The 18,117-nt window shown below is 70.2% G+C and carries 19 protein-coding genes; 9 read left to right on the top strand and 10 right to left on the bottom strand.

Translation table 11 applies throughout. The annotated features are described in order from the left end of the window. Positions 1-59: 59 nt before the first annotated feature. From XM48_RS11595 to XM48_RS11605, 4 genes are all read left to right on the top strand, one after another. Positions 60-1,109, top strand: a complete 1,050-nt coding sequence (locus XM48_RS11595) for an App1 family protein (RefSeq protein WP_046455979.1) — start codon at positions 60-62, stop codon at positions 1,107-1,109. After that, positions 1,106-2,218, top strand: a complete 1,113-nt coding sequence (locus tag XM48_RS11600) for an aromatic acid exporter family protein (protein WP_052961478.1) — start codon at positions 1,106-1,108, stop codon at positions 2,216-2,218. Before XM48_RS11595 ends, XM48_RS11600 begins: the two co-directional genes overlap by 4 nt. A 75-nt stretch (positions 2,219-2,293) precedes the next feature. After that, the gene (locus XM48_RS17975) at positions 2,294-2,749 is read left to right on the top strand and encodes a hypothetical protein (RefSeq protein ID WP_156175050.1); all 456 of its coding nucleotides are present in this window, start codon (positions 2,294-2,296) and stop codon (positions 2,747-2,749) included. 66 nt (positions 2,750-2,815) lie between these two features. Continuing rightward, on the top strand, positions 2,816-3,253 hold the full coding sequence (locus tag XM48_RS11605) for a hypothetical protein (protein WP_046455980.1): 438 nt from the start codon (positions 2,816-2,818) through the stop codon (positions 3,251-3,253). A gap of 88 nt (positions 3,254-3,341) precedes the next feature. On the opposite strand, the gene XM48_RS11610 is transcribed toward XM48_RS11605, so the two are convergent. The 6 genes from XM48_RS11610 to XM48_RS11635 form a co-directional block, all read right to left on the bottom strand. Then, positions 3,342-3,902: a YceI family protein gene (locus XM48_RS11610; protein ID WP_046455981.1), complete on the bottom strand. Its 561-nt coding sequence runs from the start codon at positions 3,900-3,902 to the stop codon at positions 3,342-3,344. Between the two features lie 138 nt (positions 3,903-4,040). Then, a complete protein-coding gene (locus XM48_RS11615) occupies positions 4,041-4,799 on the bottom strand; it encodes a type 1 glutamine amidotransferase (protein ID WP_046456022.1) in 759 nt (252 codons plus the stop codon). After that, positions 4,793-6,094 (bottom strand): Mur ligase family protein, encoded by a 1,302-nt coding sequence (locus XM48_RS11620; protein WP_046456023.1) that lies wholly within the window; start codon positions 6,092-6,094, stop codon positions 4,793-4,795. Before XM48_RS11620 ends, XM48_RS11615 begins: the two co-directional genes overlap by 7 nt. A gap of 92 nt (positions 6,095-6,186) precedes the next feature. Continuing rightward, positions 6,187-7,206, bottom strand: a complete 1,020-nt coding sequence (locus XM48_RS11625; protein ID WP_046455982.1) for an Fpg/Nei family DNA glycosylase — start codon at positions 7,204-7,206, stop codon at positions 6,187-6,189. A 5-nt stretch (positions 7,207-7,211) separates the two neighbouring features. Then, on the bottom strand, positions 7,212-7,703 hold the full coding sequence (locus XM48_RS11630; protein WP_046455983.1) for a ribose-5-phosphate isomerase: 492 nt from the start codon (positions 7,701-7,703) through the stop codon (positions 7,212-7,214). Between the two features lie 35 nt (positions 7,704-7,738). Further along, positions 7,739-8,356 (bottom strand): DsbA family protein, encoded by a 618-nt coding sequence (locus tag XM48_RS11635; protein WP_046455984.1) that lies wholly within the window; start codon positions 8,354-8,356, stop codon positions 7,739-7,741. Between the two features lie 90 nt (positions 8,357-8,446). Here XM48_RS11635 and XM48_RS11640 point away from each other — a divergent pair, with 90 nt between their 5' ends. Further along, entirely contained in the window at positions 8,447-9,136 is a 690-nt protein-coding gene (locus XM48_RS11640) for a DedA family protein (RefSeq protein WP_052961479.1), read from the top strand. Here XM48_RS11640 and XM48_RS11645 read toward each other — a convergent pair. Beyond that, positions 9,098-10,057: an aldo/keto reductase gene (locus XM48_RS11645; protein WP_046456025.1), complete on the bottom strand. Its 960-nt coding sequence runs from the start codon at positions 10,055-10,057 to the stop codon at positions 9,098-9,100. The genes XM48_RS11640 and XM48_RS11645 overlap by 39 nt on opposite strands. Before the next feature lie 184 nt (positions 10,058-10,241). Here XM48_RS11645 and pepN point away from each other — a divergent pair, with 184 nt between their 5' ends. The 4 genes from pepN (at position 10,242) to XM48_RS11665 (ending at position 14,917) form a co-directional block, all read left to right on the top strand. Next, on the top strand, positions 10,242-12,815 hold the full coding sequence (pepN, locus tag XM48_RS11650) for an aminopeptidase N (RefSeq protein ID WP_046455985.1): 2,574 nt from the start codon (positions 10,242-10,244) through the stop codon (positions 12,813-12,815). Beyond that, positions 12,816-13,724: a mechanosensitive ion channel family protein gene (locus XM48_RS11655; protein ID WP_046455986.1), complete on the top strand. Its 909-nt coding sequence runs from the start codon at positions 12,816-12,818 to the stop codon at positions 13,722-13,724. Continuing rightward, complete coding sequence (locus XM48_RS11660; RefSeq protein WP_084821148.1) at positions 13,721-14,182, top strand: globin; 462 nt, start codon at positions 13,721-13,723, stop codon at positions 14,180-14,182. The genes XM48_RS11655 and XM48_RS11660 overlap by 4 nt, the downstream gene beginning before the upstream one ends. A 246-nt stretch (positions 14,183-14,428) precedes the next feature. Further along, positions 14,429-14,917, top strand: a complete 489-nt coding sequence (locus XM48_RS11665; protein ID WP_046455987.1) for a DUF1877 family protein — start codon at positions 14,429-14,431, stop codon at positions 14,915-14,917. A gap of 84 nt (positions 14,918-15,001) precedes the next feature. Here the strand turns inward: XM48_RS11665 and XM48_RS11670 are convergent, their stop codons facing one another. The 3 genes from XM48_RS11670 to XM48_RS11680 all read right to left on the bottom strand — a co-directional run bounded on the left by XM48_RS11670 (position 15,002) and on the right by XM48_RS11680 (position 18,113). Further along, the gene (locus XM48_RS11670; protein WP_046455988.1) at positions 15,002-15,718 is read right to left on the bottom strand and encodes a DNA alkylation repair protein; all 717 of its coding nucleotides are present in this window, start codon (positions 15,716-15,718) and stop codon (positions 15,002-15,004) included. Positions 15,719-15,755: 37 nt separating this feature from the next. Then, positions 15,756-16,928 (bottom strand): Cmx/CmrA family chloramphenicol efflux MFS transporter, encoded by a 1,173-nt coding sequence (locus XM48_RS11675; protein ID WP_046455989.1) that lies wholly within the window; start codon positions 16,926-16,928, stop codon positions 15,756-15,758. 183 nt (positions 16,929-17,111) lie between these two features. Beyond that, on the bottom strand, positions 17,112-18,113 hold the full coding sequence (locus tag XM48_RS11680) for a proline dehydrogenase family protein (RefSeq protein WP_046456027.1): 1,002 nt from the start codon (positions 18,111-18,113) through the stop codon (positions 17,112-17,114). Between the last annotated feature and the right edge of the window lie 4 nt (positions 18,114-18,117).

Here is an 18,117-nt window from a genome sequence, read left to right on the forward strand (position 1 = left end):
ATTTCTTCACGTCGAGCGACATGTCACCCGGCACCCCCGTCTCTGCCTAGGATGGACTGGTGACTGATCCCGCCATTCCCGATTCCCGGCCGAGACTCGCAGCCCGGACCGAGGACTGGGTGCACTCCCGCCGCGAGAAGCGGGCGAAGGCCCGCGGCAAGCTGCCCGCGGTGATCCCCTACATCGGCTACGGATCGACCGAGTGGGTGCGCGTGCTCGGCCGCGTGCTCTATCTGAAGCCCGCCGCGCACGAGCAGAGCCGCTTCCGATCGGACGTGGCCGAGGTCTCGCGCGTGCGCGGCTGGCGCACCTTCACGAGCCTGCACGTGCCGCACCAGCGGGTGCAGGTGCTGATCGACGGCGAACCGCACGCGGAGGTCGAGGCGGATCGCGGCGGCGTGGTCGACGCGAACGTGCGCGCGGCGCTGTCGCCGGGCTGGCACACCATCGGGCTCCGCATCGCCGACGAGGAGCCCGCCGAGGCGCCCGTCTACATCGTCGACCCCGCGGCCCGCTTCGGCGTCCTCTCGGACGTCGACGACACGATCCTGATCACCGCCCTGCCGAAGCCGCTCGTCGCCGCGTGGAACAGTTTCGTGCTCGACGAGCACGCCCGGTCGGCGACGCCCGGCATGGCCGTGATGCTCGACCACCTGATGGCGGCCCACCCCGGCTCCCCCGTCATCTATCTCTCCACCGGCGCGTGGAACGCGGCACCCGCGCTCAGCCGCTTCATGGCGCGCAACCTCTACCCCATGGGGCCGCTGCTGCTCACCGACTGGGGCCCGACCCACGATCGCTGGTTCCGCAGCGGCAAGGAGCACAAGCGCCGCGAGCTCCGCCGTCTCGCGCGCGAGTTCCCCGAGGTGAAGTGGGTGCTGTTCGGCGACGACGGCCAGCACGACGAGTCGCTCTACCACGAGTTCGCGACCGCGCACCCCGAGAACGTCGCCGCCGTCGCGATCCGGCAGCTCTCGGTCGGCGAGGCCGTACTGGCCGGCGGCCGTTCGAAGGCCCGCCTGCACCGCAGCGTGAGCGGAGTGCCCTGGATCTACGGACCCGACGGCGCCACGCTGCGCGAGGAGCTGCGCAAGCTGGGACTGCTGTGAGCGCCGGCGCCGCGGGCTTCTCGGGATCCGAGCCGCCGCAGACGCGGCAGTGGCGGCGGGCCTCGCGCAACCTCACCGGACGCTTCACCGTCAACGAACGCGCGCCGCTGCTCCAGGTTGCCAAAGCGACGGTCGCCGCGATCCTGACCTGGTTCGTCTGCCTCCTCATCTTCCCCGAGCAGCTGCCGATCTTCGGCGCGATCGCCGCGCTGCTCTGCGTGCAGGAGAGCGTCGACGCCTCGCTCACCCGGGGGATCGAGCGCGTCGTCGGCGTGCTGCTCGGCGTCTCGGTCGCGATCGGCGCGGGCAGCATCTTCGGCGCCCAGTCCTGGCTCTTCATCCTCGCCTTCGTCGTGGCCATGGCGGTCGGCTGGCTGCTCCGCATGAGCAACAGCTCGATGAACCAGATCGCCATCTCGGCGCTCCTCATGATCGCCCTCGGCGGTCTGCACCTCGGCTACGGCGTCGAGCGCCTCGTCGAGACCGCGATCGGCGCGGCGATCGGCGTCATCGTCAACGCGGCGATCGTCGCGCCCGTGCGCACCACCTCGGTCCGGTCGAAGATCAGCGAGCTGACCCTCGATGCGGCCGCAGCACTGCGGCGGCTGGCGGACGCGCTCGCCGAGCCCCGCGACGAGGCCTGGCTGGACGACATGCTCACCCGGGCCCGCACGCTGCAGCAGAAGCGCTCCGACGTGCACGCGCTGCTGCGGCGCGCACGCGAGAGCCTGCGCCTGAACCCGCGCGGACCCCGGCACCGCGAGGCCCTCGCAGCCGACGACGCGCTGTTCGAGCGGCTGCAGCCGATCGTCACGCAGGTCATCGGCATGTCGCGCGCGGTCTACGACCTGTACGATCCCGAACTCGTCGAGGACCCTTCGGTCGCCGGCATGGTCGAGGAGATGCGCCGCGCGGCGCACGACCTCGAGCTGCTCGCGCACCCGGCGGGTGAGAGCGATCCTACGGGCGACGAGACAGAGGCCGAGCCGCTCGCTCTCACGCAGCCGTACACGATCCCGCGCCCGCACCCCGTCCACTGGGTGCTCATCGGATCGCTGATGGAGGATCTGCGCCGCGTGCGCGGCCGTATCACCGGAGACCTTCCGTAGCCGCGGCCCGCGCACGGACACCCGGTCCGCTTCGGAGATACGTTTTCGATATCAGCGGCTGGCTAGGCTGCGGCCATGCCCACTCGGATACCCGCACCTCGCCTCGCTGCGATCCTCCTGGTGCTGTGCACCGGCGGCGCCCTTTCGCTTTCAGGCTGCACCGCCGAAGCAATTGCGGCTCTTGAGCATCCGAACGATGCGCCCTGCGACGAATTCATCATCGCGACTTGGGAGATCGAGTTGGGTTTCGAGGGTTCGGACGCGAGTGAGCCTCGACCGCGCCAGATTCGCCTGGAAACCGCGACGCAGCGGTCCGCGGAGGTCCGGAGGATCGCGAAACGTGCGAGCGGCGAGATCCGCGACCGAATGGACGAGACCGTCGCGGCGCTCCCCGAAGATCCAGCACTGCTCCTGCAGAACGAGCGCACTCCCGCAGTCAGTCTCTTCGTCGATGCGGTGAACCGCACCATCGACGCCTGCGCGGCCTCAGGCTTCGACCCCAGCGTCGGGCGCAAGAAGTCGCAAGAATAGGGCCCGCAGTCGAGCCCCCATTCTTACCCGGTTTCCCTGGAACGGAGAACCGCCTAGTCTGAAGGCATGGGTGCATGGGGCGTGAAGGCGTTGCAGAGCGATGAGGGCCTCGAGCTCCTCTCCGCGATCGAGGGGCTGGCCGCGGAGCGGAGCAGCGTCACCGCGGACGAGCTCGTCGCCGCGGCTCGGAACGAGGGGTTCCTCAGCGACGATCCGGGCGACGACGAGTACCTGTTCGACGTCACCGCGCTCGCGCTCTCCGAGATCCTGACCGGGGACACCGACCAGCTCGCGGATCCGGCGCTCGGCGGCGTCGCGCTCGAAGCGACCGCAGAGGGGACGCGGGTCCTGCTCGCCTGGCTGCACCGGATCCGGGACTCCGATGAGGAGGATCGGGAGTACCTCGAGCTCTGGGTGGGCGACCCGGAGCAGGCCGCCCACCTCGAGAAGACCATCGCGGCGCTCGAAGCACTGAGCTCGGGCTCGGCCCCGGCCTCCTCCTGACTGACCAGAACAGGGCCGGCCCCCTTCCGGGGGCCGGCCCTGTTCATCGCTCACGCAGCCCGGGTCGACGCCCGGGCGCGCAGCGCGCTCAGTCCTGGACCAGTGCGGCCTGGACGTCGATGTTGATGGTGACGTCGGAGCCGAGCAGCAGCCCGCCCTTCTCGAGCGGCGCGTTCCAGGTCAGGCCGAAGTCCTCGCGCTTGACCACGGTGGTGGCGGTGAAGCCGGCCTTGTAGTTGCCGTAGGCGTCCTCGCCGAAGCCGCCGAACTCGAAGGCGAAGGTGACGGGCTTGGTCACGCCGCGCATGGTGAGATCGCCGTCGACGAGGAAATCGCCACCGTCCTCGCGAGCACCGGTCGAGACGAAGCTCAGCTCGGGGTGCTCGTCGGCGAGGAAGAAGTCGCCGGTGCGCAGGTGACCGTCACGGTCCGCCTGGTTGGTGTTGACCGAGGCGACCTCGGCCGTCGCGGAGACGGTCGAATCCAGCGGGTTCTCGCCGGTCTGGAAGGTCGCGTCGAACTTCTCGAACTTGCCCTTGACCTTGCTGATGGCGAGGTGGCGGATCGAGAAGCCGACCTCCGAGTGAGTCGGGTCGATCTTCCAGGTGCCGGTGCGGTAGCCGGGGATCTGATCTGCGGTGATGGTCATGGCGTGCGCCCTCCAACGGTTGATGATTCAAGTACGAGGATCATTCTCTCACGATCCATTCAGTTGAATGCAACTGTTGCGATGAATATTCCCCGAACTCACGGTTTCTTCTCGAAACCGCGAGTCGGCGCGGCGCGATCAGCGCGGACGGCGCTTCGCGCTCGCGCGCGCCTGCTCGACCGTGCGGTCCCCCGCGGCCGCCGCTGCGGTCGGCTCGAACGACCCGTACCGCCGCTCCGCGGCGCGGGCGATCAGGAAATCGCTGATCGCCGGATTCTTCGGCAGCAGCGAGCCGTGCAGGTAGCTGCCGATCACATTGCCGGTCCGCGCACCCTCCACGCCGTCGCTCGGGTTGTTCCCCGCGCCCTGCGTCACCCGCCCGAACGGCACCGACCCCGGACCGAGCGTCGTGACGCCGCTGTGGTTCTCGTACCCGATGATCTCGCCGAACTCGTCGCTCTCGAGCACGATGTTGCCGATCATGCGCGTGTCGTCGCCGCGCGTCTCGACGTCGAGCACGCCGATCCCCACGAGCTCCTCACCCGTGTAGGTGACGAAGCGATGACCGAAGAGCTGGTAGAGCCCGCAGATCATGAGCATCGGAGTGCCGTCCTCCGCGAGCTCGCGGATCCGATCCCGCTTGTCGACGAGGTCGATCGCGACGCGCCCCTGGCCCGAGTCCTGCCCGCCTCCGCCAACCATGATGTCGATCCGGTCGGGTAGCGGGTCCCCAGGATTGATCTCGATGATGCGCGGCTCGAACCCCTGCAGGCGCGCGCGCCGGGCCAGCGAGAGCACATTGCCGCGATCCCCGTAGATGTTCATGTCCCTCGGGTAGAGGGAGACGATGACGAGCTCGCGCGGAGCCGTCCGATCCTGCTGATCCTCGTTCACCAGATCTCCTCCACATCGGTCAGGGTGGCCAGCTCCTTGCGCAGCGCGAGCATCGCCGTGTAAGTGCAGAAGATGCGTCGCGGGCGCCCGGGGGTGCGCTCCCGGAAGCCGGCAAGCGCTGCCGCGAGATCCTCCTGCACCGTGCCGACCGCGACCTCGTCGTGCTCGAGCCGCAGCGCCATGTCCCAGGCGCGCGCGCCCGAGACGGTGTCGACGCCCTCGGACGCGAGCGAGGCGAAGTCCACGTCCCACAGCCACGACATGTCGCGTCCGTCGGCGTACTGGTCGTTGATCGCGATCATGGTGCCGACGCCCTCGGGAGCGAACGAGGCGAGCGCGAGGCGGAACCCCGCAGGGTTCTTCACCAGCACCAGCTCGAGCGGCTGCCCGTCGAGCACCAGCTGCTCACCGCGACCGAACGCCGGACGCACCTCCGAGAGCGCCGAGAGCAGCGCGTCGGGGTCGGCATCGCCGAGCACCATCCGCACGGTCGAGAGCGCCGCCGCGGCGTTGAAGGTGTTGTAGAGGCCCTCGAGCTTGAGCGTCGTCGCCCGATCCTCACCGTCGATGCGGAACACCGCGGAGTGATCGCCGACCTCGACGAGGGTCACGTCGGCGGGTCCTGCGTCGGGCGTCTCGACCTCGGGGGCGTCGTCCGCGGGCGCGCCGGCGTGGAAATCGTCGTCGCTCGGGAACATCGCACGGAGATTCGGGGAGAGCCCGAACTCGCGCACGGCGACCCCCCTGCCGGACTCGGCGACGCGCGCCCCCACCGCGGCGAGCAGCGGATCCTCGCGGTTCACCACGACCCCGTCGGTGGTCGCGTCGGCGATCCGCTGCAGCAGCTTCGCGGTCGCATCGATCTCGCCGAAACGGTCGAGCTGGTCGCGCAGCACGTTGAGCAGCAGCGTGTGCCGCGGCTTCACCTTCGCGATGAAGTGCATGGCGTGGGCCTCGTCGAGCTCGAGCACCGCGATGTCCGCCGCGAGGCGCCCGCCGATCGAGCTCTCCTGCACCGCCGCCGCGACGACGCCGCGCGAGAAGTTCGAACCGGTGCGGTTCGTGAACACCCGCAGGCCCTGGGCCTCCAGGATCTCGACGATCATCTTCGTGGTGGTCGTCTTGCCGTTGGTGCCGCTCACCGCGACCACGCCGTGCGGCAGACGGCCGAGCACGCGGGCGAGATACCCGGGATCGAGCTTTTCGACGACGAGACCGGGGAGCGCGGAGCCTCCGCCGCGCAGCCGGGCGACCTGACGGACCGACTTGCCGATCACGGTCGAGAGGAAGTCACGCATGCACACCAGCGTACTGGGCGCGGGCCTGCGCAGCCGCCCGACGCCGGCCGGTGCCGGGTCGCGGATCGGATCCGGGCCGGTGCCGGCCGGGGTCAGGTCTGACAGCCGGGGCACCAGTAGAGCTTGCGGTTCGCCATCTCCTCCAGTGCGATGTTCGTGCCGCAGCGTTTGCAGGGCGTCCCCTCGAGCTTGTAGACCCAGTGCCGCTCATCGCGCTCGGTCAGCGCACGCTGGTAGGCCTCGCCCTCGAGTCCGTCGATGGTGATCATCTGCCCGACGGTGATCCCGATCTCGAGCAGGTGCGCCCAGTCGTCCCACAGCGCTTCGAGCACCGTGCGGTCGAGCGAATTCGCCGGGGTGTGCGGATCGAGCTCCGCTCGGAACAGCATCTCGGCCCGGTAGACGTTGCCGATCCCCGCGACGACCGACTGGTCCATGAGCACGAGGCCGATCGGGGTCTTCTTCTTCGCGGCCCGCTCGACGAAGCGGTCGCGCTCGCGAGGCGTGTTCGCGTTCGCCGGATCGGGCCCCAGGCGCTGGATCACGGCGTCGGCCTCAGCCGGCGTGAGTACCTCGCAGGCCGTCGGACCGCGGAGATCGGCGCACACGAGATCGTTGAGCAGGCGCACGCGCACCTGGCCGACCGGCTCCGGGGGGAACGCACCGAGCTCGTCGCTCTCGCGGTCGTGTTCGGCCATGCGCACCCGGGTGCGCCGCGGTGCGCCGATCGAGGTCACCGAGTCCTCGCCGTCGCGGTCGACGGGAGCCGCGCCGTCGGGACGGGAGTACTCCCCCGTCTGTCCCAGCTTGGAGTGCCCAGGCGTGACGCCGTGGATCTGGATGCTCGGATCGACGCGCACCGCTCCGGCGAAGTCCCAGGCTCCGTAGATGCCGAGATGGACGCGCAGCCAGTGCGGATCCTCGCCGGGAGCCCCGGCGAACTCGAGGAACATCTGCTTGCCGACGGCACGGGCATCGATCATCTCGCGACCGTCGATGATCGCCGCGCCCGGGGCGAAACGGCCCTGCGGGCTCGAGACCGCCACCGGACCGCCCACGAAGTTCGCGGCGAACTGGCGGGCGATCCGGTGTACGGAGTGTCCTTCGGGCATATCGCTTAGATCGCGTCGACCTGCTTGCCGGCGATGAGGCCGGTGCGCTCGTACTCGCCGAGCTGGCCGATGCGGCGCACGTGGCGCTCGTCGCCGGGGAACGGAGTCGCGATGAACAGGTCGATGAAGCGGATCGCGTCCTCCACCGGGTGCTGGCGCGCACCGATGGAGATCACGTTCGCGTTGTTGTGCTCGCGCGCGAGGCTCGCGGTCGATTCGTTCCAGACCAGCGCGGCGCGGATCCCCTCGACCTTGTTGGCGGCCATCTGCTCGCCGTTGCCCGAACCGCCGAACACCACGCCCAGCGCCTCGACGCCGTCGCGCTGATCGCGAGCGACGCCGACGGCGGCGTTGATGCAGAACGACGGGTAGTCGTCGAGCGCGTCGTACTCGGCGGGACCGTGATCGATCACCTCGTGCCCCTGCTCGCGCAGGTGCTGCTGCAGCTGCTGACTGAATTCGAGTCCGGCGTGGTCGGTCGCAACGTGAATACGCATGACTGCGATCCTATCGGCAGCCCGAGGGGCCGGATTCAGAACTGCGGGCCGGCGGTGCGGCCCCGCTTGAGTTCGTAGAAGCCGGGCACGCTCGCGGCCGCGTGGATGCCGTCCCACAGTCGGAGCGCCGCGTCGCCCGTGGGCGCCGGGGTCACGACCGGACCGAAGAAGGCGACGCCGTCGATCGAGATGATCGGAACGCCCACGTCGGGACCCGCGATCTCGAGCGCGTGCGCGGTGTTGGCGCGCAGCTGCGCGTCCGAGGTCTCGAGGTCGGCCTCGGCCGCGATGCGCTGCGCAGCCTCGCCCGCGATGCCGACCTCCGCGAGCGATTCGGCGACGATCGCCTCGACGTCCTCGCGCTCACCGGGGTGCACCCGCGTTCCGATGGCCGTGTAGAGCGGGCCGACGACCGACTCGCCGGCCTCGCGACGGGCCGCCTCGACCACGCGGCCGAAGCGATGGCCGCGCACGTGGTGCTCGTGGTGCGAGTCGTCGGGATTGTTCTCGTTGATGATGCGCAGGCTGATCGGGTGCCATGCGATGTCGAAGCCGCGCACGCTCGCGACCTCGCTGGCCCAGCGGCTCGTCATCCAGCACCAGGGGCAGATCGGATCGAACCAGAACTCGACGGACGTCGGTGTGTTTCCCATGTGACGATCCTAAGCTGGAGATCTGACATTTCGACGAAGGGGGCGGGGCGCCTGTTCCAGTGGATCACCGATGCCATTCAGGCGTTCGCGATGGCGACCGTCGAGTCCCCCTGGATCCTGCTCGTGGTCCTCATGCTCTGCATCGTGGACGCGGCGTTCCCGCCGGTCCCGAGCGAATCCGTCGTGATCGCGGTGGCCACCGTCGTCGCGAAGGATCACCCCGAGGCGCTGCTGTGGCTCGGCGTGATCGCGGCCGTCGGCGCGTTCACGGGCGACCAGATCGTCTTCCGCATCGGACGCAGGCTCGGTGACAGCCGACCGAAGTGGCTCTCGGGCCGCCGCGTCTCGAAAGCACTCGCCTGGGCGACGCACGCCATCGACCGCAGCGGTCCCATCCTCATCATGACCGGCCGCTTCGTGCCCGTCGGACGCACCGCCGTCAACCTCGCAGCGGGCACCACCGGCTATCCAGTCCGCAAGTTCACGATCGCCGCGGCGTTCGCCGCGGTCTTCTGGTCCGCGTACTCCATCGCCATCGGCGCCGTCTTCGGGCACGTGTTCGGCAACCATCCGCTGCTCGCGCTGGTGCTCGGCATCGCCACCGCGTTCGTCATCGGCCTGCTCGTCGAGATCGTCACCAGCCGCATCAGCGGGCGCAGGCGCGATGCCAAAGCCGCCTCGACGGCCGCACCGACGGATGCGGGCGATGCCGGCACCACCGCGGCACCCGGCTCGCCCGACTCAGCTCGGGATCGGGAAGAGGGCGTCGATCTGCGCTGACTGCTCGGCGCTCGGACGGAACGCCGAGCCCGCCGCGGCGTTCTGCCGCACCTGCTCGATCTGGGTCGCGCCCGCGATCACGCTCGCGATCGGCCGATGTTCGAGCAGCCACCCGAAGGTCGCCTCCAGCATGGTGACGCCCCAGGCCTCGCAGAGATCCCGATAGGCGTCGAGCGCGTCCCAGTCCGCCTGCTCGGCCACGTGCGGGCGCTGCCGCATGATCCGCGAATCGGCCGGGAAGTGATCGCGCGTGAACTTGCCCGTGAGCAGCCCGTTGGCGAGCGGGAAGAAGGGCAGGAGCCCGAGCCCGTTGCGCAGCGCCGCCGGCGTCACCTCGCGATCCGTCTCGCGGTTCACGAGGCTCAGCTCGTTCTGGGCCGAGACGAAGGCCGCGCCGCCGAGCTCGGTCGCGACGCGGGCCGCCTCGTCGATCTGCTCGGCCGAGAAGTTCGAGTGCCCGATCGCACGCACCTTGCCCTCGCGCACGAGCTCGTCGAGCGCCGACAGCGTCTCGGCGATCGGCGTCTCCGTGTCGGGCCAGTGCATCTGGTACAGATCGATCCGGTCGGTGCGAAGACGCGAGAGGGATCCCTCGACCGAGGCTCGGATGAACTCGCGCGATCCGCGCGCCCCGCCGTACGGCGCGCCGGAGTCCGGGTATCCGAATTTGGTCGCGAGCACGATGCCGTCGCGCCGGGCGCCCAGCACGCGGCCCATCATCTCCTCGCTCCGCCCGAACGAGTACCCGTACAGATCGGCGGTGTCGAAGAAGGTGATCCCCGCATCGATCGCGGCCCCGATCACACGGTCGGTCCCGGCTTGATCCTCGGTGGCCGAGCCCGGCCGGCCGAAGTTGTTGCAGCCGAGTCCGACCGCCGAGACGAGCAGGTCCGAGGTTCCGAGCGCACGCGTTTCCGTCATGTCCTCAGCGTAGCCCTCCGGTCGCGCGCCGCCCGGGCGGTCAGGAACCTCACCGAAGACGGACAGGCGGAGCACGGCGGGATGTCGGCGGGTGGGAATAGTCTTGAGTCGATCCGCGGCCCGCACCATCGGCGCCGCGACCCCGTATTCCATCGCACAGAACCACTGCAGCAGAAGGAGCATCGTGCCCGGAGAGAACCTCACCCGCGCCGAGGCGCAGGAGCGCGCCGCCATCGTCACGTCCCGCAGCTACGCCGTCGCGCTCGATCTCGCGACCGGCCCCGAGCTGTTCCGCGCCGAGACCGTGGCGCGCTTCGACGCGACCGAGGGCGCTGCGACGTTCATCGATCTCATCGCCGAGCGCGTGCTGAGCATCGACCTCAACGGCCGCGCCATCGACCCCGCTTCCGCCTTCGCCGATTCGCGCGTGCAGCTCGACGGGCTCGCCGCCGAGAACGTGCTCACCATCGTCTCCGAGCAGCGCTACACGAACACGGGCGAGGGTCTGCACCGCTTCGTGGATCCCGCCGACGGCGAGGCCTACCTCTACACGCAGTTCGAGGTGCCCGACTCCCGGCGCGTGTTCGCGGTGTTCGAGCAGCCCGACCTGAAGGCCACGTTCCAGTTCACCGTCACGGCGCCCGCCCGCTGGAAGATGGTCGGCAACCAGCCGACGCCCGAGCCCGCGGCGGCCGGCGAGCGCGACGGCGAGGCGCTGTCGACCTGGGCGTTCGAGCCGACCCCGGTCATGTCGAGCTACATCACCGCGCTCATCGCCGGCCCCTACCGAGAGGTCCGCTCCGAGCTGACCAGCCGCGACGGCCGCACGATCCCCCTCGGCGTCTTCTGCCGGGAGTCCCTGGCACCGCACCTCGACGCCGACTACGTCTTCGACAAGACGCGCGAGGGCTTCGCCTTCTTCGAGGAGCAGTTCGACTACGCCTACCCGTTCGACAAGTACGATCAGCTCTTCGTCCCCGAGTTCAACGCCGGCGCGATGGAGAACGCGGGCGCCGTGACCTTCACCGAGGCCTACGTGTTCCGCAGCCAGGTCACCGACGCCATGCGCGAGCGCCGGGTCGTCACGATCCTGCACGAGCTCGCCCACATGTGGTTCGGCGACCTCGTCACCATGCGCTGGTGGAACGACCTCTGGCTCAACGAGTCCTTCGCCGAGTACATGTCGACGCTCGCGACCGCCGAGGCGACCGAGTGGAGCGACTGCTGGACCACCTTCGTCGCATCCGAGAAGTCCTGGGCCTACCGTCAGGACCAGCTCCCCTCGACGCACCCAATCGTCGCCCCCATCCGCGACCTGCAAGACGTGCTCGTCAACTTCGATGGCATCACGTACGCCAAGGGCGCGTCCGTGCTCAAGCAGCTCGTCGCCTGGGTCGGCCGGGAACCCTTCATGCAGGGCGTGCACGACTACTTCGTGAAGCACCACCACGGCAACACCGAACTCCCCGACCTGCTGGGCGAGCTCGAGGCCCGTTCCGGACGCGATCTCGCCGGATGGTCGAAGCTGTGGCTCGAGACCGCGGGCGTGAACACGCTGCGTCCCGAGTTCGCGCTCGACGCGGACGGCCGGTACGCCCGGTTCGCGGTCCGGCAGACCGCGATCGACGCGTATCCGACGCTGCGCCCGCACCGCATCGCGGTCGGCCTGTACGACACCGTGGGCGAGGGCGCGCAGGCGGTGGTGCGGCGGGTGCGGCGGATCGAGATCGATATCGATGGCCCGCTGACCGAGGTCCCCGAACTCGTCGGGGTGGTGCAGCCGGATCTGCTGCTGCTCAACGACGACGATCTGAGCTACGCGAAGATCCGTCTCGATGACCGTTCCCTCGCGACGGTCACGGAGGTTCTGGGCGGGGTGGAGGATTCGTTGGCGCGGGCGCTGCTCTGGGGCAGTCTCTGGGACGCGACCCGCGATGCCGAGTTCCCGGCGTCCCGCTTCATCGACCTGGTGCTCGCCCACATCGGCGCCGAAGACGCGTCGACGACGCTCCGCACCCTGCTGAACCAGCTGCTCCTGGCGTCCGAGAGCTACGTCTCCCCCGCCCGGCGCACCGCGACCCTGGAGCGGGTCGCCGATGCGCTCTGGCAGTTGGCGGCCGATGCGGACCCCGCCTCCGACCGGCAGTTCCAGTTCGTCCGCGCCTTCGCGCAGCTCGCCGCGACCCCCGACCAGCTCGATATCGTCCTCGCGCTGCTCGACGGCACCGCTCCGCTCGACGGACTCGACATCGACACCGACCTCGGCTGGGAGCTGCTCATCGCCCTCGCCGCGGGCGGCCGCGCGACCCGCGAGGAGATCGAGGCCGCGCTGGCCGACGACCGCACCGCCACCGGCGAGCAGTCTGCAGCGCACGCGCGAGCGGCACTCCCCACCCCCGACGACAAGGCCGCGGCCTGGGCTTCGGTGTTCGACGCGAGCACGGCGTCCAACCTCATCGTGCGCGCCACGGCGATCGGGTTCACCCGGGCCGCCGACCTCGCCCTGCTCGAGCCGTTCGTCACCCGGTACTTCGACTCGATCTCGGACATCTGGGGCTCGCGCAGCCACGCGATCGCCGAGGAGCTCGTCGAGGGCTTCTTCCCGTCGCCCCTCGCCGACGAGCGCCTGCGCGCGGCGACCGCCGCCTGGCTCGACGCCTCCCCCGGTGCTCCGGCAGCCCTGCGCCGCCTCGTCTCCGAGCACCTGTCGGGCGTCGAGCGGGCGCTCGCGGCGCAGACCGCCGACGCGGAGGTGTAGATGCTGCAGACGGCCGAGAACACCGCGGGCGCGGCGATCCAGGACTTCCTGAAGACCTACGACGTGCCGCTCAACATCGTGCTGATCGTCGTCCTCGCGATCCTCGCGAACTGGATCCTGCGCAAGCTGCTCATGCGCGCGGTCAATCAGATCGTGCGCGGGGTCAAGAAGGCGCAGGACGTCGACACGACCTCGGAGATCCAGGCCGCGCCGTACGTGAACGCGCGGGCCGTGCAGCGCACGCGCACGCTCGGCACCGTCGGCCGAGTGGTCATCACATGGGTGATCGTGCTGACCGCGGTGGTGCTGATCCTCAGCAGCTTGGGGGTCAACCTCACCGCGGTCCTCGCTTCGGCCGGCGTGATCGCGGCGGGCCTCGCCTTCGGCGCGCAGAACATCGTGAAGGACGTGCTCAACGGCATCTTCATGGTGTTCGAGGACCAGCTCGGCATCGGCGACGTGGTCACCATCGGCACGGTCAACGGCACCGTCGAGGACGTCGGGATCCGGGTCACCCGGGTTCGCGCCATGGACGGCACGCTCTGGTTTGTGCGCAACGGAGAGATCCTGACCCTCGGCAACGCCTCGCAGGGCTGGGGTCGGGCGCTCATCGACGTGACCGTCGCCGCCGACCAGGACCTCAGCCACGTCTCCGAGGTGACACTCGAAGCCGCCCGAGCGCTGCTCCACTCCGAGAAGTTCGCCCGCAAGGTCACCGGCGAGCCCGAGATCCTCGGCCTCGAGAGCGTCTTCGGCGACCGCGCCACCCTGCGCCTCGCGGTGCGCACGCGCCCGGAGGCGCAGTGGGAGGTCCAGCGCGGCATCCGCGCCGAGATCCGCCGTCGCTTCGCCGCCGAGGGTATCCAGCTCTCCGATCAGCTCCCCAATCCTCCCGGAGGCGCCAAATGAGCGAACAACCGAGCCTCGCCGGACAGACCGATCCCCCGACGCCGCGCCTCACGCTTCGCTCCGCGGAGCAGGGCGCGGCGGTCACCGACACGGTCTGGGGTCAGATCGGCGGGAGCGAGACCTTCGAGCGCATCGTTCGCACCTTCTACCGCGGGGTGCGAGAGGATCCGGTGCTCGCGCCCATGTACCCGCAGGACGACTGGGACGGCGCCATCCGCAGGCTCCAGCTCTTCCTGGAGCAGTACTGGGGCGGCCCGACCACATACTCCGAGGAGCGCGGACACCCGCGCCTGCGCATGCGGCACGCGCCGTTCCCCGTCACCCCCGATGCGCGCGACCGCTGGCTCGCGCACATGAACGCCGCGCTCGACGAGGCCGCGCTCCCTCCGCTGCACGATGCCGCACTGCGCGACTACGTCGAGCGGGCCGCGTTCGCAATGGTCAACCGCTTCGAGTAACCCGACGGAAGTCACGTTTCGGTCTCGTCTTTTGCGGTCCGCGCCGGTCGGAGGTAGCGTGGCACCCGTCTGGACACGCTCAACGGCGAGAGTGGCCAGACCTCTTCTCGGCCGAACGGTCTCACGATCCGCTCCCTCGCGATCCGCTTCCCTGCGATCGGAAACCGCCGTTCCTGCGTGTCCGGCCTCCAACGGCGGATCCCCGGAGCCTACGATGCATGGACGATGACCTGAGGAGGCGCCATCATGCAGCTCGGACTCCACTTCCGTCTGAACGACGAGAAGGCGGCGCAAGTGCTCGAGGCCGCCGGAGACGATGCGGCGCTGCGCACCGTTCTCGCCGAGCTCGAGGAGAACGAGGCCGAGTTCTCGCGCGCCTGCGAGACCGACAAGGCGTGGGATCCGATCGCCTGCGCGATCGCGCCCGCGGGCGCCGACGACGCCTGGCCCGCGCGCGGCGTGATCGGCGGTGCCCGAGAGCTGCAGGACGACGACGACGAGTCACTGATCACGCACCTGAACCCCGGCGAAGCCGCCGAGGTGGCCGACTATCTCGACGAGCTGAGCGACGATGAGTTCTCGGAGGCGTACCGCGCCATGCCCGAGGAGCTCCGCAACCCCGAGTACGGCGACGACGAGGAAGCGTACGCGCTCGGCTGGCTCGACGAGCTGCGCGCCTTCTTCGCCGCGGCCCGCGCCGAACGCCGGCACGTCATCTTCACCGTCTGGCACTGAACCCGCGGAGCCGCCGGAGCCGCCGGAGCCGCCGTGCGGCGGTGCGCGGTCGATGACACGGAGGCGTCATCGACCGCGCCACGGTCAGCGCGCGGCGAGCACCGTCTCGCGCTGCTCGGGAGACAAGCGCTTGACCGCTTCGCGAATCGTGAGGCCCGAAGCGCGGGACGCACGAGGCAGGATCCAGTCGAAGACCAGCTCCGGACGCTTCCGCGAGGTATCGCGCAGCACCCAGCCGATGGCCTTCCGGATGAAGAACTCGCGCTCCTCCAGCATGCCGTCCGCGTAGCGGCCAAAGCGGTCGAAGTCCCCGCCGCCGGCGCGCAGCGCTTCGAGGTGCGCGAGTAGCACCGAGCGGCGGATCCAGAAGTCCGGATCCGCCGCGCAGCGGTCGAGCGTTCCGACGAGGCCGGGATCGCGCTCGACGAGCGGGCCCAGCACCGATCCCGCGAGCACGTCCACGAGCGCCCAGGTGCGCGATTCCCGGATGAGCCGCTCCAGCAGCGGAACGTCCTCGCTGCCGAGCAGGCCGACCGAGGCGACCAGCACCTCGACCGCTGCGGCCCGGCGCTCGTGCACCGGGACCGCCCAGAGCTCGGCCACCAGCGCAGTCGCATCGCCGCGGTCCAACCCTGCCCCGCGCAGCGCCCGCTTGACGACCGAACGGACCATCGGCACCGGAACCCCGTAATGCTCCAGCTCGCTCTTCAGGTAGGCGCGCTCCTGCTCCGCCCGGCCGGGAACGGATCGTTCGCGCAGTTCCGCGTCGATGCGCGCCGCCAGGTCCTTCGGATCGGTCATGGGGCCATCCTAGGGAGCAGCGGCCGCGTCGCCGGTCTCAGCCGTCGACCGGCCCGCCGCGTCCTCGACCCCCGCGAACGCCGCCGCCGCCGGTCCACCCGAGGAGCAACGCCACCAGCGCGAAGGCCGCGCTGGTCAGCGCAGGACCCGAGGGACCCGCGATGCCGAGCATCGCGCCTCCCGCGATGGGCCCGACGACAGCGCCGAGGTTCAGCGCAGCGGTCGCGAAGGATCCGCCCAGGTTCGGTGCCGATTCCGCGGTGCTGATCGTTCGCGCGACGAGCACGCTCCCGAGGCAGAAGGAGAGCGCACCCAGCGGAAGCACGAGCGTCCACACCGCGACGGAGCTTCGCAGCCCGGCACCCAGGAGCACCCAGCCGACCAGCGCGGCCGGGGCGACGCGACGGACCAGCGCTCCCCAGTGCCGGTCGCCGAGCCGTCCGGCCGCGAGCACTCCGATGCAGGCTCCTGCCCCGAACAGGGCAAGTACCGCGGGAATCGCCGCTGCCGGCATCCCTGCGCCGTCGGTGACCATCGGCGCCAGGTAGGTGAACGTGCAGAACGTCGCCGCGTTCGCGAGCGCGGCGAGGAGGATGAATCGGACCAGCACGGGGCGGCGCAGAGCAGACAGCTCCTCACGCAGCGATGCAACTGCCCGAGGTCCCGCCGCCGCCGGAGCCGCGACGAGGATTCCGCCGAGCGCGGGGAAGCACAGGCCCGCCACGATCCAGAGCGCTGCGCGCCACCCGAAGGCGTCGCCCACCAGGGCACCGGCCGGTACTCCGGCGATCAGCGCGACCGTGGTCCCGCCGAGGATAACCGCCAGCGCGCGGGTCCGCGAGCTCGGGGGAACCGCACGTGCCACGGTCGAGAGCGTCACCGCGAGGAAGCCGGCGTTCGCGAGCGCCGCCACGACACGGGTCACGAGCAGCGTCTCGAAGTCGCCCGCGCACGCACCGACCGCGTGCGCGGCAATGAACAGCAGCAGGAACCCGCTCAGTGTCCAGCGCGGCGGGAGTCGCCGAGCCAGCACGGCCATGGTGGGGGCGCCGACGACCATGCCGAGTGCGAATCCCGAGGTCAGGAGGCCGGCAGCCCCGACGGAAACGCCGAGATCCGGAGCGATCCCGGGCAGCAGGCCCGAGAGCATGAATTCGGAGGTGCCCTGCGCGAACACCGCGAGGGCGAGGAGATATACCAGGAACGGCATGTGAATGAGTGTCTTTCCGAGAGAGGTCGAACGTGGGTTCGTTCGGCGCTCTCGGCAGCGCGAAGCGGGTGCGCACGCATTCCGCGCGGATCAGCGCGCGGAATGCGTGGTGCGGTGTCGGAGGCTCGGGCTACCGATGCGCCGGCAGCCCTGCTCTGTCCGATTCGGGAAGACTCATCTCGTTCAGCTTACGGCCACGGACGCTCCCGCCGTCGCACCACCGTCCTCGCGCGGTGCCCGGGCGAGACCCAGGTCCGCGAGCGCGAGGATCGCTCGCCCGGGATGCTCAGCGATGCGGTTGAGTACGTACAGCCACCACTCGGGCCCGTACACCACGTATTCCCGGGTGACGAAGCCCTCCGCCGCCAGCCCGTCGAGCAGCTCGACGCCGAGTCCCTGCAACGCCTCGAACTCGACGTGCTCGCCGCGCAGCTCCGCACCGAGATCCGTGCGGAGCCCACTGACCAGATCCGCGTCGTGCGTCGCAATGCGCACGGGGTGCCCCGCGCGCACGAGCGCGGCGACAGCGGTCCGATACGCCTGCAGCATCGGCGCCGAGTCGCGCGGGAACGCTACGCCCTCCGGTTCGAGGAACGCGCCCTTCACCACGCGGACCGGGCCCGGGCGACGCGCGACACGTGCGAGATCTCCGGGCGTTCGGTGCAGCCGCACCTGCAGCGTGATGCCGGTCTCAGGGAAATCGTGCGACAGCCGTTCCCAGAGGTCGAGCACCAGGTCGGTCCGGTCGGATCCCTCGGCGGAGATCAGCACCGAGGTACCCGCTTCGCGTGCCGCCTGCGCGATACGGCTCGCGTTCTCCAGTCCGAGCCGGGCCGAGACCAGGGCTCCGATGTGCGAGAGGTCGAAGCAGATGGTCGCCGGTCGCTCTTCCGCGGCGAGACCCGCCGCCAGATCGACCAGGCGCCGCGTCTCGCGCTCGGCCGTGCTGCGGCTCCGCACCGACTCCCCTACGAGCTCGACGCTGCCGAGGTGCCCACGTACGGCATTGGCACCGAGCAGCGCGATCGCGTCCGCCGCGGTATCGCCGGCGATGTATCTGGCGGCGACGCGACGCAGGGCATGCGCAAGATCCGGTATCTCCAGCGCGCGCTGCTTGAGTCGCTCGTCCAACGCGAGCGATCGAAGGGTGTCGGAAGCGGACTGCAGCGTTTCGGGCGAGAGCATCACG

Source organism: Leucobacter sp. Ag1, from assembly GCF_000980875.1.
Taxonomy (GTDB): domain Bacteria; phylum Actinomycetota; class Actinomycetes; order Actinomycetales; family Microbacteriaceae; genus Leucobacter; species Leucobacter iarius.

Bases quoted from the DNA above. Each gene is read 5' to 3' on its own strand.
- XM48_RS17975 (WP_156175050.1), top strand. From the start codon at position 2,294: ATGCCCACTCGGATACCCGCACCTCGCCTCGCTGCGATCCTCCTGGTG.
- XM48_RS11605 (WP_046455980.1), top strand. From the start codon at position 2,816: ATGGGTGCATGGGGCGTGAAGGCGTTGCAGAGCGATGAGGGCCTCGAG.
- XM48_RS11610 (WP_046455981.1), bottom strand. From the start codon at position 3,902: ATGACCATCACCGCAGATCAGATCCCCGGCTACCGCACCGGCACCTGG.
- XM48_RS11620 (WP_046456023.1), bottom strand. From the start codon at position 6,094: ATGCGTGACTTCCTCTCGACCGTGATCGGCAAGTCGGTCCGTCAGGTC.
- XM48_RS11625 (WP_046455982.1), bottom strand. From the start codon at position 7,206: ATGCCCGAAGGACACTCCGTACACCGGATCGCCCGCCAGTTCGCCGCG.
- XM48_RS11630 (WP_046455983.1), bottom strand. From the start codon at position 7,703: ATGCGTATTCACGTTGCGACCGACCACGCCGGACTCGAATTCAGTCAG.
- XM48_RS11635 (WP_046455984.1), bottom strand. From the start codon at position 8,356: ATGGGAAACACACCGACGTCCGTCGAGTTCTGGTTCGATCCGATCTGC.
- XM48_RS11640 (WP_052961479.1), top strand. From the start codon at position 8,447: ATGGCGACCGTCGAGTCCCCCTGGATCCTGCTCGTGGTCCTCATGCTC.
- XM48_RS11645 (WP_046456025.1), bottom strand. From the start codon at position 10,057: ATGACGGAAACGCGTGCGCTCGGAACCTCGGACCTGCTCGTCTCGGCG.
- XM48_RS11655 (WP_046455986.1), top strand. From the start codon at position 12,816: ATGCTGCAGACGGCCGAGAACACCGCGGGCGCGGCGATCCAGGACTTC.
- XM48_RS11660 (WP_084821148.1), top strand. From the start codon at position 13,721: ATGAGCGAACAACCGAGCCTCGCCGGACAGACCGATCCCCCGACGCCG.
- XM48_RS11665 (WP_046455987.1), top strand. From the start codon at position 14,429: ATGCAGCTCGGACTCCACTTCCGTCTGAACGACGAGAAGGCGGCGCAA.
- XM48_RS11670 (WP_046455988.1), bottom strand. From the start codon at position 15,718: ATGACCGATCCGAAGGACCTGGCGGCGCGCATCGACGCGGAACTGCGC.
- XM48_RS11675 (WP_046455989.1), bottom strand. From the start codon at position 16,928: ATGCCGTTCCTGGTATATCTCCTCGCCCTCGCGGTGTTCGCGCAGGGC.
- XM48_RS11680 (WP_046456027.1), bottom strand. From the start codon at position 18,113: ATGCTCTCGCCCGAAACGCTGCAGTCCGCTTCCGACACCCTTCGATCG.